General features: G+C 38.3%; 16 protein-coding genes. 3 read left to right on the forward strand and 13 right to left on the reverse strand.

All coding sequences use genetic code 11. From position 1 onward, the window contains the following. Positions 1–258: 258 nt before the first annotated feature. Positions 259–786 carry a hypothetical protein gene (locus ACJMMI_RS02230; protein ID WP_405353099.1) on the forward strand — a complete coding sequence of 176 codons (528 nt, stop codon included), beginning with the start codon at positions 259–261 and terminating at the stop codon, positions 784–786. A 601-nt stretch (positions 787–1,387) separates the two neighbouring features. Here ACJMMI_RS02230 and gpmI read toward each other — a convergent pair. The 5 genes from gpmI to trmL all read right to left on the reverse strand — a co-directional run bounded on the left by gpmI (position 1,388) and on the right by trmL (position 6,115). Next, positions 1,388–2,899, reverse strand: coding sequence for a 2,3-bisphosphoglycerate-independent phosphoglycerate mutase (gene gpmI / locus ACJMMI_RS02235; protein ID WP_405353101.1), 1,512 nt, complete (start codon positions 2,897–2,899; stop codon positions 1,388–1,390). Positions 2,900–2,962: 63 nt separating this feature from the next. Then, positions 2,963–3,730, reverse strand: coding sequence for a triose-phosphate isomerase (gene tpiA, locus ACJMMI_RS02240; RefSeq protein WP_405353102.1), 768 nt, complete (start codon positions 3,728–3,730; stop codon positions 2,963–2,965). 56 nt (positions 3,731–3,786) lie between these two features. Further along, positions 3,787–4,137 (reverse strand): hypothetical protein, encoded by a 351-nt coding sequence (locus ACJMMI_RS02245; RefSeq protein WP_405353103.1) that lies wholly within the window; start codon positions 4,135–4,137, stop codon positions 3,787–3,789. A gap of 70 nt (positions 4,138–4,207) precedes the next feature. Then, a complete protein-coding gene (locus ACJMMI_RS02250) occupies positions 4,208–5,419 on the reverse strand; it encodes a phosphoglycerate kinase (protein WP_405353105.1) in 1,212 nt (403 codons plus the stop codon). A 183-nt stretch (positions 5,420–5,602) separates the two neighbouring features. After that, a complete protein-coding gene (trmL, locus tag ACJMMI_RS02255; RefSeq protein ID WP_405353106.1) occupies positions 5,603–6,115 on the reverse strand; it encodes a tRNA (uridine(34)/cytosine(34)/5-carboxymethylaminomethyluridine(34)-2'-O)-methyltransferase TrmL in 513 nt (170 codons plus the stop codon). A gap of 118 nt (positions 6,116–6,233) precedes the next feature. Between trmL and ACJMMI_RS02260 the strand changes: the two genes are divergently transcribed. Then, a complete protein-coding gene (locus ACJMMI_RS02260; protein ID WP_405353108.1) occupies positions 6,234–6,416 on the forward strand; it encodes a hypothetical protein in 183 nt (60 codons plus the stop codon). 49 nt (positions 6,417–6,465) lie between these two features. On the opposite strand, the gene ACJMMI_RS02265 is transcribed toward ACJMMI_RS02260, so the two are convergent. The 8 genes from ACJMMI_RS02265 to ACJMMI_RS02300 form a co-directional block, all read right to left on the reverse strand. Next, positions 6,466–6,978 (reverse strand): DNA-deoxyinosine glycosylase, encoded by a 513-nt coding sequence (locus ACJMMI_RS02265; RefSeq protein WP_405353109.1) that lies wholly within the window; start codon positions 6,976–6,978, stop codon positions 6,466–6,468. A gap of 15 nt (positions 6,979–6,993) precedes the next feature. Further along, a complete protein-coding gene (locus tag ACJMMI_RS02270) occupies positions 6,994–8,340 on the reverse strand; it encodes an MATE family efflux transporter (RefSeq protein ID WP_405353110.1) in 1,347 nt (448 codons plus the stop codon). Positions 8,341–8,647: 307 nt separating this feature from the next. Continuing rightward, on the reverse strand, positions 8,648–9,418 hold the full coding sequence (locus ACJMMI_RS02275) for a hypothetical protein (protein ID WP_405353112.1): 771 nt from the start codon (positions 9,416–9,418) through the stop codon (positions 8,648–8,650). An 83-nt stretch (positions 9,419–9,501) separates the two neighbouring features. After that, positions 9,502–9,711: a hypothetical protein gene (locus ACJMMI_RS02280; protein ID WP_405353114.1), complete on the reverse strand. Its 210-nt coding sequence runs from the start codon at positions 9,709–9,711 to the stop codon at positions 9,502–9,504. Then, positions 9,683–9,865: a hypothetical protein gene (locus ACJMMI_RS02285; RefSeq protein WP_405353116.1), complete on the reverse strand. Its 183-nt coding sequence runs from the start codon at positions 9,863–9,865 to the stop codon at positions 9,683–9,685. The genes ACJMMI_RS02280 and ACJMMI_RS02285 overlap by 29 nt, the downstream gene beginning before the upstream one ends. 825 nt (positions 9,866–10,690) lie before the next feature. Beyond that, positions 10,691–11,434, reverse strand: a complete 744-nt coding sequence (gene pflA, locus ACJMMI_RS02290) for a pyruvate formate-lyase-activating protein (protein WP_405353118.1) — start codon at positions 11,432–11,434, stop codon at positions 10,691–10,693. Positions 11,435–11,443: 9 nt separating this feature from the next. Beyond that, positions 11,444–13,690 carry a formate C-acetyltransferase gene (pflB, locus tag ACJMMI_RS02295; protein ID WP_405353120.1) on the reverse strand — a complete coding sequence of 749 codons (2,247 nt, stop codon included), beginning with the start codon at positions 13,688–13,690 and terminating at the stop codon, positions 11,444–11,446. A 476-nt stretch (positions 13,691–14,166) separates the two neighbouring features. Then, on the reverse strand, positions 14,167–14,700 hold the full coding sequence (locus ACJMMI_RS02300) for a DUF5662 family protein (RefSeq protein WP_405353122.1): 534 nt from the start codon (positions 14,698–14,700) through the stop codon (positions 14,167–14,169). 142 nt (positions 14,701–14,842) lie between these two features. Here ACJMMI_RS02300 and ACJMMI_RS02305 point away from each other — a divergent pair, with 142 nt between their 5' ends. After that, positions 14,843–16,084 carry a L,D-transpeptidase family protein gene (locus ACJMMI_RS02305; RefSeq protein ID WP_405353124.1) on the forward strand — a complete coding sequence of 414 codons (1,242 nt, stop codon included), beginning with the start codon at positions 14,843–14,845 and terminating at the stop codon, positions 16,082–16,084. Positions 16,085–16,237: the final 153 nt, after the last annotated feature.

Raw genomic sequence — 16,237 nt, forward strand, 5'->3', positions numbered from 1 at the left:
ACTTGACATTTACAAAAGGTTGACCAAATTTTTATGTTCGAACAAAAAGTCTATGCTAATTTAAGCAAAAATTTTCCGACCATTACAAGCCGTAATTTATTAATATTTATCCAATATTCAGTACATAACCAAGATTAAAATAAGCGTGTACCTTTTCACCACCAAAACGGTGATTGGCACACGCTTTTTTATTATACGGCTTGAAAACATTGTCAAAATATAGTAATATATTATTATTAAACTGGAATGGTAATTGGTATGAATATTGATGATATTTTTGCAGAAATAATCCTTAATAAAGATGAACAGCAGATTGTTGACCTCGCTAAAAAGGAAGTAATGACAGCTCCACTCTTAATAACGCAAATGCTCGAAAATTCTGATATAAAATCAGAGAGTGTACTGATTAAATTCAGCGAACAATCACCGCTTTTACTCTACCCTTATTTCACCTACATAGCTCAGGCAAGCGAGCGTTATAATAATGTAATTGCGTGGAACTCATGGAAAATCATCGCAAATTTGCTGATTGTTGATTACCTTGATTTATGGCAGGACATCAAGGAACGCTACTTTAAAACCTTTGAAAGTGAACTTATTACTGAGGTGCTAAACTCAATTTCTGTTGCCAAAACAATTATAGATTGTAAACCCGATGATAAAGATACAATACTTAGACTTATACGAAAATGCGGCGACAATAATTATACAATATGCGATGAACCCGCACCGCATATCAATACAGTTGCCAAACAGGCGATTGACGAATTTTTCACCAATTTGTAATAAAAAAGTTAAAAGACTTTAGCTTTGAAAGTCTTTTAGTTATGTTTTTTTAATTTGGTTCTCTTTTAAATGTTGGGGGAACATTTATAAATTATTATTTAGCAACGGTCGAGAAATTTTGTTTGAACTATCACAGATTTTTTGCTCGGGCAAAAAAGTTTGGTCAACCTTTTCAAAGGTTGTGGGTGTGGGCAAAGCCCACAAATACTTTAGATAACGCAAAGTTACGATAGCCAAACAGCAAGCTGTTTGGCGGTTTGAGCACAAAGGCGAAAGCTTTATAATTGCGATAGCAATACAAAAAACCATTATTCTTTATTAATGAATTATTTCTTTTTAATGGCTGTCGCCTGTTTTGTCAAAACTTTCTTTATCACACAAACAGCGTTGCTGTTTGTACCTGAAAATTTGCAATAAAAACAACTTTTCTTGGGCGTTGCCCAAACCCACGAGCCTTTAAAAAGGCTCGACCTAAATTTTTTATTATTTATACAAAACTTTTTGCTAAACCATAATTCACTCTAACTATTAAAAAACACAAAAAAGCTGTACCTGATTTCTCAAGTACAGCTTAATTTTATGCAAAATCTATTAAGTTAAATTACTTAATAAGGCTAACGCCGTCCATCTCTGTTGGCTGCTCTAAGCCCATAATCTGGAGCATTGTAGGAGCAATATCAGCAAGTCTGCCACCCTCACGAAGCTGGCAATCATAACCTACTACGCAGAACGGAACAGGATTTGTTGTGTGTGCTGTGAATGGTGAACCGTCAGCGTCAACCATCTTATCAGCGTTACCGTGGTCGGCTGTGATAAGTGCAACACCGCCCATCTTCTTGATAGCCTCAACAACTCTGCCAACGCAGGTATCAACAGCCTCAACAGCCTTTACAGCAGCCTCAAATACGCCTGTATGACCAACCATATCGCAGTTAGCATAGTTTAAGATAATCATATCATATTTGCCGCTTTCAATAGCCGGTACAAGCTTATCTGTAACCTCATAGGCACTCATCTCAGGCTGTAGGTCATATGTTGCAACAGCAGGTGACTTAACAAGGATTCTATCCTCACCCTCATACTGCTTTTCAACACCACCGTTGAAGAAGAATGTTACATGAGCGTACTTCTCAGTTTCAGCAATTCTGAGCTGAGTCATACCCTTATTTGATACATACTCGCCAAGTGTATTCTTGAGTGACTGTGGCTTGAATGCAACATCAACATTTGGCATTGTAGCGTCATACTGAGTCATACAAACAAAGTTTACAGAGAAGAAACCGTTCTTTCTCTCAAAGCCATTGAACTCAGGATCAACAAATGTTCTTGTAATCTCTCTTGCTCTGTCGGGGCGGAAGTTAAAGAAGATGATGCTGTCATTTGGCTTAACCTGAGCACCGCCGTCCACTACAACAGGAACTACAAATTCATCTGTAACACCGTTTTCATATGACTTTTCAATAGCACAGCAAGGACAATCTGCTTTTTCACCCTCGCCGTAAACCATAGCTGCATAGGTTTTTTCAACTCTATCCCAGTTATTGTCACGATCCATAGCGTAGTATCTGCCTGAAACTGTGGCAACCTTACCAACGCCGATCTCCTTCATCTTGTCAAGAAGTTCGTCCATAAAGTCAGCAGCACTTGAAGGCGGAACATCTCTGCCGTCAAGGAATGCGTGAACATATACATTCTCAAGACCCTTTTTCTTTGCAAGCTCAAGAATACCGTAAAGGTGTGTATTGTGGCTATGAACACCACCGCTTGAAAGAAGTCCCATAAGGTGAAGTGCTGTGCCGTTTTCAAGAGCCTTATCCATTGCATTTACAATGGCCTCGTTCTCTTTGAGCTTGTCTTCATTAATTGTTTTTGTAATTCTTGTAAGCTCCTGATAAACAATTCTGCCGGCACCCATATTTGTGTGACCAACCTCAGAGTTACCCATCTGACCGTCAGGAAGACCTACATCCATACCTGAAGCACCAATCTGAGTAACAGGGTTTTCAGCAAAAAGCTTGTCAATGTTTGGCTTGTTAGCTGCTTTGATAGCGTTGCCCTTTTCCGGAGCAATACCAAAACCGTCAAGAATCATAAGAATTAATGGTTTTTTCATAACATAAATCCTTTCTAAAAACTACGGACGACAGATTAGTGCCGCCCGTACGCAAAATCTAAATTACTTGCTTGCTGCTTTTACAATAGCTGCAAATTTTTCAGCAACGAGTGAAGCACCACCGATAAGACCACCGTCAACATTTGTCTTTGAAAGGAGCTCATCAGCATTGCCATCATTCATAGAACCGCCGTACTGGATTGTAACAGCATCAGCGTCAGCCTGTGAATAAAGCTTAGCGATTGTAGCACGAATGAATGCACAAACCTCCTCAGCCTGGTCAGCAGTAGCAGTTTTGCCTGTGCCGATAGCCCATACAGGCTCATAAGCGATAACGATATTCTTAAGTTCCTCAGCTGTAACATTAAAGAGGTCAAGCTTAATCTGTCTTGCAATAACTTCCTCTGTGATGTCGCACTCACGCTCCCAAAGAAGCTCACCAACACAAACGATTGGCTTTAAGCCTGCAGCAAGAGCAGCCTTTGTTCTCTTGTTTACAGTTTCGTCTGTTTCGCCAAAGTACTGTCTTCTCTCGCTATGACCGAGAACTACATACTCAACGCCCATTTCCTTGAGCATAAGAGCAGAAATTTCGCCTGTGAAAGCACCGCTTTCTGCCCAGTGGCAGTTTTCAGCACCGATCTTAACATTTGAGCCCTTTGTTGTTTCAAGAGCTACGCTTAAATCTACGAAAGGTACGCAAGCGATAACCTCGCAGTCAGCGTCCTTTACAGCAGGAACAACAGCCTCAAGAAGTGTCTTAGCCTCTGAAGGTGTCTTATTCATTTTCCAGTTACCGGCAATAATTGCCTTTCTCTTTGTCTTGTCCATTGTAATATTCCTTTCCAATAAAAATTTAATGTATCAGAAATTTAAAATTGCTGTCTTTATTGTTGATAAATAACTCTTGCCTGCATAGCCATAAGAGTTTTGTCCATTCTCTCTTTAAGTAATTGTTTAGGAAGTACTGCCACTATGCCTTTTACACCCATTTCACCAACATATAAACCCGGCAAAATAGCAAATTTTACCCATGCCTCGAGTACATAGCTGCCATCGTTATTAGCGGTAAGCTTTAAAAACTGTGGACCTGCCATAAGGCCTGAGCCCTTTTTCCAGTATTGCTCACCGTCTTTTCTAACGAATTCAAAACCTTCTCTGAACATATACTTACTAAACGCATCAAATGCGGCGTTCGGCTCAAAGGGAGAAGTAAACTTAGTTATTGTTCTTGACATCTTTATCATACCCTATATAGTTGTAAACCATTAAGGGCGGAAAAACTCCGCCCCTATTGATTTTATAAAATTAGTTTTTGTCAGCGATAACTGCAATACCAGGAAGAACCTTGCCTTCGAGGTACTCAAGAGAAGCACCGCCACCTGTTGAGATGTGGCTCATCTTGTCAGCAAAACCGAGCTGAATAACAGCAGCAGCAGAATCACCGCCACCGATGATTGTTGTAGCGTCTGTTTCAGCAAGAGCCTTAGCAACAGCGATTGTACCCTTTGCAAGTGTTGGGTTCTCAAATACACCCATAGGGCCGTTCCAAACAACTGTCTTAGCTGTCTTAACTGCATCAGCAAAGAGAGCCTGAGTCTTAGTACCGATGTCAAGACCTTCCTTGTCAGCAGGGATAGCAGATGAATCTACAACCTCAACCTCGATAGGAGCATCGATAGGATCTGGGAATGAAGCAGCAACTGTTGTGTCGATTGGAAGAAGGAGCTTCTTGCCAAGCTTCTCAGCCTTAGCCATCATTTCCTTACAGTAGTCAATCTTTGTGTCATCAACGAGTGAAAGACCAACTTCCTTGCCCTGAGCCTTTAAGAATGTGTAAGCCATACCGCCACCGATGATGAGTGTATCGCACTTCTCAAGGAGGTTAGAAATAACATTGAGCTTATCAGCAACCTTAGCACCGCCGAGGATAGCAACGAATGGACGAACAGGAGTTTCAACTGCATTGCCGAGGTAGTTGATTTCTTTCTGCATAAGGTAACCAACTGCTGTATCCTTAATGTGGTCTGTAACACCTGCTGTTGAGCAGTGTGCACGGTGAGCTGAACCAAAAGCGTCCATTACAAATACATCTGCAAGTGAAGCAAGCTCTGATGAGAATGGCTCAAGGTTCTTAGTTTCTTCTTTTCTAAATCTTGTATTCTGAAGAAGAACAACATCGCCGTCCTTCATTTCTGCAACTGCCTTTTTAGCGTTTTCGCCAACAACCTCGTCATCGTTAGCAAAAATAACCTCTTTGCCGAGGAGCTCAGAAAGTCTTACTGCAACAGGAGCAAGTGAGAACTTCTCCTCAGGGCCATTCTTTGGCTTGCCGAGGTGTGAGCAAAGAATAACCTTACCGCCGTCTGCGATAAGCTTTTTAATTGTCGGAAGAGCTGCTGTAATTCTGTTATCATTAGTAATAACGCCGTCTTTAAGCGGAACATTAAAGTCAACACGAACGAGAACTCTTTTACCCTTTACATTGATGTCATCAACTGTAACCTTATTAAGATTCATTATTGAACAATCCTTTCTAATAGAAGAATAATGTAAAAATATAGCATTTTTACAGTCAATTATATTATATATCAAAACATTGGTTTTATCAATATAAATCTAAAAAATTTCGAGCAATTCTCAAAATTTTTTCACATTCGGACTGCATTTTGCAATTATGTTTGCACAAACTAACTCTGTGCATTACTTTACAACATCACTCCACTTATGATTATGAAGTTCGCCAACGCTTTGCAGCTGTGGATAATTCCATTGTCTTAGCACTTCGTATGTTGCAATGGCAACCGAATTTGAAAGATTAAGACTTCTCGCCTCATCAATCATCGGTATTCTGACTGTGCTTTCAGGATACTGCATCAAAAACTCCTCAGGCAGTCCCTTGGTTTCTCTGCCAAAAATTATGTAGCAATCATCGGGATACTGAGCATCCGAGTGAATGTGAGTACCCTTTGTGGAAAACAAAAAATATTTACCACCCTTTGTTTTTTCGAGAAAATCGTTTAAATCATCGTAGTAAGTAATGTCAAGCAAATGCCAGTAATCAAGACCTGCCCTTTTCAGCTTTTTGTCATCAATAAAAAAACCAAACGGACGCACAAGATGCAGACTTGCACCGGTTGCGGCACAGGTTCTTGCAATGTTGCCGGTATTTTGCGGAATCTCAGGCTCAACAAGCACAATATTAAGCTTTGCCAAATCTTATCACCCCAAAAATTAAAAATTCTGTTTTATTCTATTTTAAATCGTAAACAATAATATTGCAAGAAGAATCTTGCTTAAATATAAATACAAATTTTTACAGGAGGTCAGACTTATGTGTCATTCGCCAATGATGGATATGATGAAGGGCGTTGCCTTAGGTATGATGGCAGGCATAGCTGTGGGTTGCTGCGGCAGAAAAATGTATGATGAGAACCCAAAGCTTAAAAAGAAAGCAAACAAAGCAATCCGCACAATGGAATCAATGCTCGACACCGCACACTATATGTTCAGGTAAAATATTGCAAAAACAGCAGTACCGTAAAATATGCGGCACTGCTGTGCTTTTATAAATATCTCAGAATTACATTCCACTCCTGCAAAAGCTTATCAAGTGTAAAAGCTGCATTCGCCGGACTTGTTGAGGGCAGCTTTATAGCGGTTAATTTTGTAACTGGGAAAATATGCTTTTTATATAGTCTGTCAGCGGTTGAGCCATTGGTAAAGATTTGCAAAATTTTTGCTGTCTGCAAAATCGACTCTAAATCATTTGGCACAACATTTTTAATTGAGCTGTCGCTTGAGCCTGTAATTGTACAGGATTTTATTACATCCCACAAGGCTATATTATGTGTAAGTAAAAGTTGCTTTTTCTCGGCTATAGTTTCGGGTATCTTCTCATTTAAAAGTGTGGCGAGAATTTTCCAAAAACGATTTTGCTTATGCCCATAGAAAAACTCAGACTCTCGTGATTTTACAGACGGAAAACTTCCAAGAATAAGTATCTTTGAATTTTCATCAAATACCGGCGGTATGATGTGAAACAGCGTTGATTCTTCCATTTTATTATTTTTTGTCATATTTATTCTCCAATATTATTGAATACTTTTTTTCTGTGATTTCTGCATTTTTACAATTATTACAGCAATTATAAATACAATGACCTCAGTTAACGGAAAAGACCACCAAATTCCCATAAGATTAAAATTACTGTTCAAAAGCCACATAAGCGGAAACAATAAAATTCCCTGACGAAGTATTTGAACAATCATACTTGGTACAATTTTGCCTATTGCCTGCACATAAGTAGCAATCATAGTGGATACTCCTCCAAAGCAATAGCTCAGTGCCATTATTCTTATTGCAGGTACTCCAATAGAACACATTGTTTCTGACGCTGAAAACAGCAAAAGTATTTGTCGTGGGAATAATAACAGCAGAATTGTGCTTATAACCATTATAATTACCGATATTACGGTTCCGCTACGGTATGTTTGATTTACTCTGTCAGAATTTTTTGCACCATAATTATAACGCATAATAGGCAAACAGCCTTGAATCAAGCCGTTTACCGACATAAATATTAATTGCTGCACCTTAAAATATGCTCCGAAAAACGCAACTACAGTGTCAGAATAGGTGACTAAAAACAGATTGACAAAAGTTATCATCAATGAGCTTAAAACATTCATAGCAAATGAAGGCAAGCCATAACCAAAGATATTTTTTAACATTTGAAAATCAAAAACAAAGCCTTTAATTTTAAGTTTTACCTTTTGCTTAGTAAATATAAGTACATACAATGAAATCAGCATAGACAAAACATAGCCTAATACAGTTGCCAAAGCTGCTCCTTTAATTCCCATTTCAGGGAAAGGACCAATTCCAAAAATAAGCAACGGGTCAAATACAAGATTAAACACCACGCCTGCAATCTGAAACCACATTGGAGAAATCATATTGCCTGTACCCTGCAGCATTTTTTGAACTGCAATATGCACCATATTAGGAACTTGCATAAATGCACAAATCTGCATATACATACAGCCATATTCAAAAATTCGATTGTTTTCCGTAAAAGCCGAATAGTACGGTTTCATAGTCAGAAGTACAATTATATTAACAATTATACCAACCGATACCGATAATATCAATCCCATTGAAACAACGGAATTTGCTTTATCTTGCCTTTTTTGCCCTAAATAGCCGGCAATTAAAATATTTATTCCAACTCCAATCCACACTGAAAGCGAGTTCATCAGGTTTGTAATAGGAAAAGATAATGAAACTGCCGCAAGTGCTTGTTCATTTATGCAGGCAACAAACATACTATCTATCATATTATACGAATATTGCAAAAACATAGAAAGCATAGGCGGCAAGCACATTTTAAATATCAGCCTATTAATCGGTTCGTATTCCATTTTGTTATAAGCTTCCATAAAAATTCCTCCCAAAAACAAAAAAGTCACACCCGCTAAGGGTGTGACGAAAAAACATCGTAGAAAAATTCACACAAATTTTCTGCTTATATTATAGCACAGCATAAGTATTTGTCAAATAGAATATTACAATTTATTTAATCGGACTGACATAATTAATCATTGTTTGTATAAATGTAATGCACCGCTATATCAATTTCATTGTTATTAATTCTATCTAAACAAACTCGTCTTACTCAATCTGCCGTATCGATATTAATGTATAAATTTTTAACAACTGTATAATACATAGGAATTTATTTTACTGTTATTTGCTAAACATTTCTTGAACTGATTTCAGTTTATCCAACACTTTTTGTGGCACTTCTTTATTATCTCCATAATAATCATTCATTGACATTACCGCTTTATCCATATCCTGCAACTTTGCATACAGAAATGCTTTAGTCCACATATAGTAATATTTCTGAAATCTGTTTCCTTTTTTAATTGTATGGTCAAGAAATTTAATTACATCTTCGTCCGTAATATAACGAATATAAAAATCTTTCATAAATTCAATGTTATTTCTCATCACGCACTCAATATATTTTTTAGCTAAATCAAAAGAATAAATATTTGCCCATTGAATTAATTCATATTCTAACCTTAAATCATAAGATTCAGATGTTGTCATCAAATCAGGATTATAATAAATATGGTTAAAAAACAAATCTTTAACATCTATATCTGCAGATTTTTCTGTTCTATGATATACAAACCTGCCCTGATTATTAAGTCTTGGAATAAAATCATAATTATATCCAAATATAAATTCGTGGAAATAAAATTCGTGCAGTTTAACAACAATTCTTCTATGATTATCCCATTCGCCGAACCATATATGTTTATTAGGACATTTTTTGAGATTAAAATCTTCTTTCAAAACCTTCTCAGCAATTTCGTCATAACATTTAATAATACTTTCACTCGGTTCGCCGCCATGCAATACATGTCTGCGTTCTTCTTTTGAAAAACAATCTGTATATATTTTATGGCTGTTTATAAAAAGTTGCTGTATTTTTCGTTCATCAAGCATACATTCACCTCAATTTATTTTGCTCTATTTTTTTCGACTGACAAGAAATCCTTTTTCATCCTTAACTATTTCATATTCTTTAGCTACAGGATTTTCAGAGCCGACCACACAGTAATCGCATTTATCGGAATTTCCGCAAATTCCGCATTAGGACATTGTAAAAAATAATATCTTGCTGCGTGATTTTCTTTATCATATGGCTGAGCAATATTACAGAATGTAGCAGGATAAATCTTAATTTGTTCTCTGTCTTTATTACCGTTTTTATTGAATATTTTGTTTATAAGCCACAATATCAAAACTGCGATTAAGATTAAAAATCTTGCCAAGTTTTACCATTGGTCCCATAAACATATCGCTTACAAAATTCTGTAATTCATCAACAGGTGGCTTGTCAGGCAATAACGGATACATAGAAAAGATAATTAATGCTCCATATATTGCCATTGCGTGATTATTCTTTTTTCCGCCATAATCCGGCAAATCTTTTAAACATTCATTGTATTGTTGGCAGGTATTTTCCCAAATTTTTTACCATACTCATTTCCATACCTTGAATTTAATCATTCTTTTGTCATAGAACAATAATCCGGCATATCGTTTATTTCCATATGTTTATACATTTTCATCTTCCTTTTTTCAAAATGTCAATTTATTGTTCCTTATACATTTTCATTTCTTAGTAATTATACCATAAATATTAGAAATACTCAATAATCAGTACCAAATTCAGATTTTGTTTTAAATGTCGGAAACAAGAAATTAGTAATGGTCGGGAGTTAAAAGGTTTAAAAATTGTCTATGCTTTCTGCTCGGACAAAGAAGCTTAGGTCGAGCCTTTTTAAAGGCTCGTGGGTTTGGGCAACGCCCAAGAAAGGCTGTGTCTATTACAATTTGTAAGGCACAAACAGCAACGCTGTTTGTGTGCTAAAGCAAGGTTTGATAAAACAGGCGACAGCCATTAAAAAAAGAAATAATTCATTTATAAAGAATAATGGCTTTTTATGTTGCTGTCGCAATTATAAGGCTTTCGCTGTTGTGCTTAAACCACCAAAACTTTTCATAAGAGAAAAGTATTTGTGGGCTTTGCCCACACCAACAACCTTTGAAAAAGGTTGACCAAATTTTTCATTTTCGAGTATAAAGTCTGTGCTAATTCAAGCAAAAGTTTCCCGACCGTTGCTAAACCATAATTTACTCCAACTATTGACATTGAGCCTAAAAATCAAAATTCAAAAAGGGCAGCCCTAAGACTGCCCTTAAAATATTCAATTAGTATTTACAGCCGAGAATTTTCTTTGCGTTAAGAACTCTCTCTTCTGTTGGCGGATCAATGCCCTCAAGCTTATAATCAATGCCAAGCTCTTTCCATTTATACACACCAAGGGTGTGGTATGGCAGCACCTCAACACGCTGGACATTTTTAAGAGTTTTTATGAAATCAGCAAGGCGAATAAGATACTCATCATAGTCGCTCCTCTCAGGAACAAGTACATGGCGAATCCATACCGGCTTACCCATATCAGAAAGCTCTCTTGCCATCTGCAGAATATTTACATTAGTCTGCCCGGTAAGAATTTTGTGCTGTTCGTCATCAATATGCTTAATGTCGAGCAACAGCAAATCCGTATATTCCATAAGCTCTTTCCACTTTGAATAGTAAGGCTCTTCTGTAGTAAACGGATTTCCGCTTGTATCAAGCGTAGTATTAATACCGAGTTTTTTTGCCTTTTTGAAAAGGTCAATAAGAAAATCAATCTGTAAAAGCGGCTCTCCTCCACTAACTGTAATACCGCCCTCACTTTTCCAGTAAGGGCGATATGCGATAGCTTTTTTAAGCAACTGGTCTGCTGTGTAAGGTGTACCCTTACTCATATTCCAAGTGTCAGGGTTATGGCAGAACTGGCAACGCATTGCACATCCGCTTAAAAATATAACATATCTGACTCCCGGTCCATCAACAGAACCAAAGCTTTCGAGTGAGTGGACATAGCCGACTAACTCTTTATTTTCCATTATTATAAATTACATTGACTTGTGGCAAGTTCTTGCAATTACATCGAGCTGCTGCTCTCTTGTAAGGTCAATGAACTTAACAGCGTAACCAGATACACGAATTGTGAAGTTAGCGTACTCTTCCTTCTCAGGATGCTCCATAGCGTCAATGAGCTTTTCTGTACCGAATACGTTTACATTGAGGTGGTGTGCACCCTGATCAAAGTAACCGTCAAGTACATTTACGAGGTTGTTTACACGCTCGTCATCATTGTGACCAAGTGCGTCTGGGCTGATTGTCTGTGTATTTGAAATACCATCGAGTGCATACTCGTATGGAAGCTTAGCAACAGAGTTAAGTGAAGCAAGAAGACCGCTCTGCTCTGCACCGTAAGATGGGTTAGCACCAGGTGAAAGTGGCTCGCCTGCTTTTCTGCCGTCAGGAAGTGAACCTGTAGCCTTACCGTAAACAACATTTGATGTAATTGTAAGGATAGATGTTGTAGGCTCTGAATCTCTGTATGTGTGACAGTATCTGATCTTGCTCATAAACTTACGGAGAAGATTTACAGCAATTTCGTCTGCTCTCTCATCGTTGTTACCGTATCTTGGGAACTCGCCGTCAATCTCGAAGTCAGTAGCAATACCGTCTTCGTCACGGATAACCTTAACCTTAGCGTACTTGATAGCACTGAGTGAGTCAACAACATGTGAGAAACCTGCGATACCTGTAGCAAATGTACGGCGGCAGTTAGTATCAATAAGAGCCATCTCAGCAGCTTCATAGTAATACTTATCGTGCATATAGTGAATCATATTAAGTGTGCCAACATAGAGGTGAGCAAGCCAATCCATCATAGCGTCATACTTCTTGATAACCTCATCATAGTCAAGGTACTCAGAAGTAATTGGTCTGTACTCAGGACCTACCTGTACCTTTGTCTTCTCATCAATACCGCCGTTGATAGCGTAAAGAAGACACTTAGCAAGGTTAGCACGAGCACCGAAGAACTGGATTTCTTTACCTGTTTCTGTTGCAGATACGCAGCAGCAGATTGAGTAGTCATCGCCCCATACCGGACGCATAACATCATCGTTCTCATACTGAATTGAGCTTGTCTGTACAGAAATCTTAGAAGCGTACTTCTTGAAGCCCTCTGGAAGTCTTGAAGAATAAAGAACTGTGAGGTTTGGCTCTGGTGAAGGTCCCATGTTCTCAAGTGTGTGGAGGAAACGGAAGTCGTTCTTAGTAACCTGTGAACGGCCGTCCATACCAATACCTGCAACTTCAAGAGTAGCCCATACAGGGTCACCTGAGAAGAGCTGGTTGTAGCTTTCAATTCTTGCGAACTTAACCATACGGCACTTCATAACAAAGTGGTCGATAAGTTCCTGAGCCTGAGCCTCTGTAAGTGTACCGTTCTCAAGGTCACGCTCAATATAAATGTCGAGGAATGTAGATACTCTACCTACGCTCATTGCAGCACCGTTCTGAGTCTTGATAGCTGCGAGGTAACCAAAGTAGAGCCACTGAACAGCTTCCTTAGCGTTCTTAGCAGGCTGAGAAATATCAAAACCATAGATTGCAGCCATTTCCTTCATACCGTTAAGAGCCTTAATCTGGTCTGCGATTTCCTCTCTGAGCTGGAAGTCGCCTCTTCTCATACCCTGACGGTTTGTTTCAGCGAAGTCTTCCTTCTTGCACTCGATAAGGTAGTCAATACCGTAAAGAGCAATTCTTCTGTAGTCGCCAACGATTCTGCCTCTGCCGTATGTATCCGGAAGACCTGTAAGAATCTTATTGTGACGAGCAACCTTCATTTCAGGTGTGTAAATGTCAAATACACCCTGGTTGTGTGTCTTGTGATATTTTGTAAAGATTTCGTGAAGCTTTGGGCTTGGCTCGTAGCCGTACATCTGGCAAGACTGCTCTGCCATCTTAATGCCGCCATAAGGCATAAATGCACGCTTCAAAGGCTTGTCAGTCTGAAGACCAACTACCTGCTCAAGATCCTTGAGATCTTCGTCAATGTATGCAGCACCGTAAGCTGTGAGTGAGGTAACAACCTCAGTCTCCATGTCAAGTACGCCGCCCTTGCTTCTTTCTTCTTTCTGAAGTTCTTTAAGTTTGCCCCAAAGCTTGTCTGTAGCCTCAGTAGGACCTACAAGGAAAGACTCATCGCCGTCATATGGCTTGTAGTTTTTCTGGATAAAGTCTCTGACATTGATTTCAGATTCCCAAAGTCCGCCAACAAAATTACTCCATTCGGAACGCATAGAATAACCCCCTGTATTTCAAAAATAAAACCGACAAGGCTCAAACCGTTTTTGATTTGAACCGTCGGCATTTCAAGCAGTTTCAATAGACGAGATTTAACTCTCATTGAATTGATTTTTTTGCTTTTTTGCCGAACCGGCAATGTAAGCCTTGCGTTTTGCTGATTTATTGTTTCCGTCACAAAATCAGCATATATAAAATACCACATTTTTTTGCTAAAGTCAAGGATTTTCAAGAATTACTAATGCTTTTTATTTTTACCTAAAAAAGCCGAATTTTCCCTATATTTTTTAACTATACCGCCACTATTTTTCTGCACATTTTTTAATATGTGAAAAATTTAACAATTACTTGTTTTTTATTATTTGTTTTTACATAAATTTTGTAAAATTTTATCCTGCCCTTTACAAAACGCAAAAATATTTCAGTGCTTTAAAACGCAAAACCAACGGAAATTTTTAATCTTTTTCTTAATTTATTTTTTCTCTTTTCTTAGCTTTCTTATATAAGCAAAGGTTTCTTCCTCACCTTTTTCGCTCAGCATTGTGAGGAGCTGTTCGAGCAGCTTTTCTGTGTTTTCATGCATACGGTGCTTACCCTTTACCTTACCGAAATAGTCAAGGGAATCGCTGTCCTTATATGCCGAACCGTTATAAATTTTGCTTGCGGCAACCCTGTCGCAGAACATCTCTATTACATAATTAAGCGGCATTTCAACATTCTCTATCTGTTTTGTCTTTGGATTGTAGTCATTCCAATATTCATAGTGATGGCGGTTTCTGCCCTTGTGGTGCATCCATGCCATTGAGTAGCCGTACAGCTCACGCTCTTTTTCATTAGGACTTCTGTTTCCCTGATAATACCTTGCTCCCGGCAAAAACTCAGTTGGTGAATATTTTGAAAGGTCATGCCTGAGTCCCTGCCAGAGTATTCCCGCCTTTGCACAATGCACTATAACCTTGTGCCTGTGCCTTGTAATTGTCCGAAAGTGCTTTATAAAATGTAACATAATTATCACCGTATATATTCTAACATATTTCGATTAAATTTTGTTAAAAATTCAAATATTTCTTGAACTTTTTTAGAAAAACATATATAATAGATAAAATTAGGTTTTTATGTTTTTTAGATAAATGAAAGGAATAAATTTGATGAATTTTAAATCCATTAATTTTAAAGCTGTTAACAGAAAAAATTTTATTCTTTCACTTGCGGCTGTACTTGGTGTGTCGGTAATAATTACCTCTGTTGCAGGCAAAACTGCCGATAACTCTGTGCCTGCCAACAATAATACTTCTCAACCGACTACGATGGCTACTTCAGGCACCAATCAGCCTACAGTTGTGGTAAACGGCGAAACTGCCGACATCAGTCTTGAGTGCAAGGAGATTAAGATTATCACTCCGTCAGATGCTACCGCTGAGGATATGGCAAAATCAAAATGGACAAGCAGCGACAACAACATTGTTACTGTTGATGACGGCGGAAGGATTGACGGAATAAGCGAGGGTACGGCAACTATTACCGCACAAATCGGCAACACTCGCCATACTTACAATATTACCGTAACAGCAGAAACTCCGAGTATCTATGATGGCTATTCAACCTGTTATCTTGCAAACACCGATGTGTTGAACGAAAACCTTAATAATGTTTATGAAAAAAATCCTTATCTATTAAAGGTAAACCGAGATCAAAATTGCGTTACCGCTTACACCTATGATAAAAACGGCGAATATACAGTTCCGATAAGAGCTATGATTTGCTCAACGGGCATTGACAAGGCGACTGTGCTTGGAGATGATTTTTACATTTATTATAAACAGGAATGGAATCCGCTGTTTAACGATGTTTACGGTCACTATGTATCGGGTTTTTACGGTGACTACCTTTTTCACTCTGTTCCATATATGGACGCAAGTGCAGATACTCTTGAAACCGAGGAATTTAACAAGCTCGGCGGTGAGGGTTCGCTTGGCTGCGTAAGAATGGAAACTGCCGATGTAAAGTGGATTTACGAAAACTGCCCTGAGAACACTCAGGTTATCGTTTATGACGATACAAATCCAGGGCCTCTCGGCAAACCTGAGGCTATTAAAATCACTGACCATACCTGCGGTTGGGATCCTACCGATGACGCTGTAGAAAATCCATACGCATCAAAAACTCCTGAAATTTACGGAACAAGCAACCTTACAATAAATAAAGGTGAAACTGCCGATCTGCTTGAGGGTGTAACCGCTGTTGACACGTGTTCAAATGACATTACAAGCAAAATTTCAGTTACCGGCAACATTCTCACAAACAAAGCCGGTACATATAAGCTGACATATAGCGTTGAGGACACAATGCACCGTACAAACAGAGTTGATGTGACTGTAACGGTGGTTTAAGAAAAGTTTAAAAGTAACCGTCAAATAAATCCACGTCTTGAAACCTATTATGAACCATGCGAAAATTAACATGAATACGTTCATCTACAATCGAATACATATGTAGACGATTGTAGATGAACGAATACAATAAAATGACTGGAGATTTTCGTA

This window comes from Ruminococcus sp. (genome assembly GCF_045129435.1).
Taxonomy (GTDB): Bacteria; Bacillota; Clostridia; order Oscillospirales; family Acutalibacteraceae; genus Ruminococcoides.

What these genes read in the sequence shown, in the direction of transcription:
- ACJMMI_RS02305 (WP_405353124.1), top strand. Translation starts at nt 14,843, where the DNA reads ATGAATTTTAAATCCATTAATTTTAAAGCTGTTAACAGAAAAAATTTT.
- ACJMMI_RS02270 (WP_405353110.1), bottom strand. Translation starts at nt 8,340, where the DNA reads ATGGAAGCTTATAACAAAATGGAATACGAACCGATTAATAGGCTGATA.
- ACJMMI_RS02250 (WP_405353105.1), bottom strand. Translation starts at nt 5,419, where the DNA reads ATGAATCTTAATAAGGTTACAGTTGATGACATCAATGTAAAGGGTAAA.
- pflA (WP_405353118.1), bottom strand. Translation starts at nt 11,434, where the DNA reads ATGGAAAATAAAGAGTTAGTCGGCTATGTCCACTCACTCGAAAGCTTT.
- ACJMMI_RS02275 (WP_405353112.1), bottom strand. Translation starts at nt 9,418, where the DNA reads ATGCTTGATGAACGAAAAATACAGCAACTTTTTATAAACAGCCATAAA.
- ACJMMI_RS02300 (WP_405353122.1), bottom strand. Translation starts at nt 14,700, where the DNA reads ATGTTACATTTTATAAAGCACTTTCGGACAATTACAAGGCACAGGCAC.
- ACJMMI_RS02265 (WP_405353109.1), bottom strand. Translation starts at nt 6,978, where the DNA reads ATGACAAAAAATAATAAAATGGAAGAATCAACGCTGTTTCACATCATA.
- pflB (WP_405353120.1), bottom strand. Translation starts at nt 13,690, where the DNA reads ATGCGTTCCGAATGGAGTAATTTTGTTGGCGGACTTTGGGAATCTGAA.
- gpmI (WP_405353101.1), bottom strand. Translation starts at nt 2,899, where the DNA reads ATGAAAAAACCATTAATTCTTATGATTCTTGACGGTTTTGGTATTGCT.
- ACJMMI_RS02245 (WP_405353103.1), bottom strand. Translation starts at nt 4,137, where the DNA reads ATGTCAAGAACAATAACTAAGTTTACTTCTCCCTTTGAGCCGAACGCC.
- ACJMMI_RS02230 (WP_405353099.1), top strand. Translation starts at nt 259, where the DNA reads ATGAATATTGATGATATTTTTGCAGAAATAATCCTTAATAAAGATGAA.
- tpiA (WP_405353102.1), bottom strand. Translation starts at nt 3,730, where the DNA reads ATGGACAAGACAAAGAGAAAGGCAATTATTGCCGGTAACTGGAAAATG.
- ACJMMI_RS02260 (WP_405353108.1), top strand. Translation starts at nt 6,234, where the DNA reads ATGTGTCATTCGCCAATGATGGATATGATGAAGGGCGTTGCCTTAGGT.
- ACJMMI_RS02285 (WP_405353116.1), bottom strand. Translation starts at nt 9,865, where the DNA reads ATGGCAATATATGGAGCATTAATTATCTTTTCTATGTATCCGTTATTG.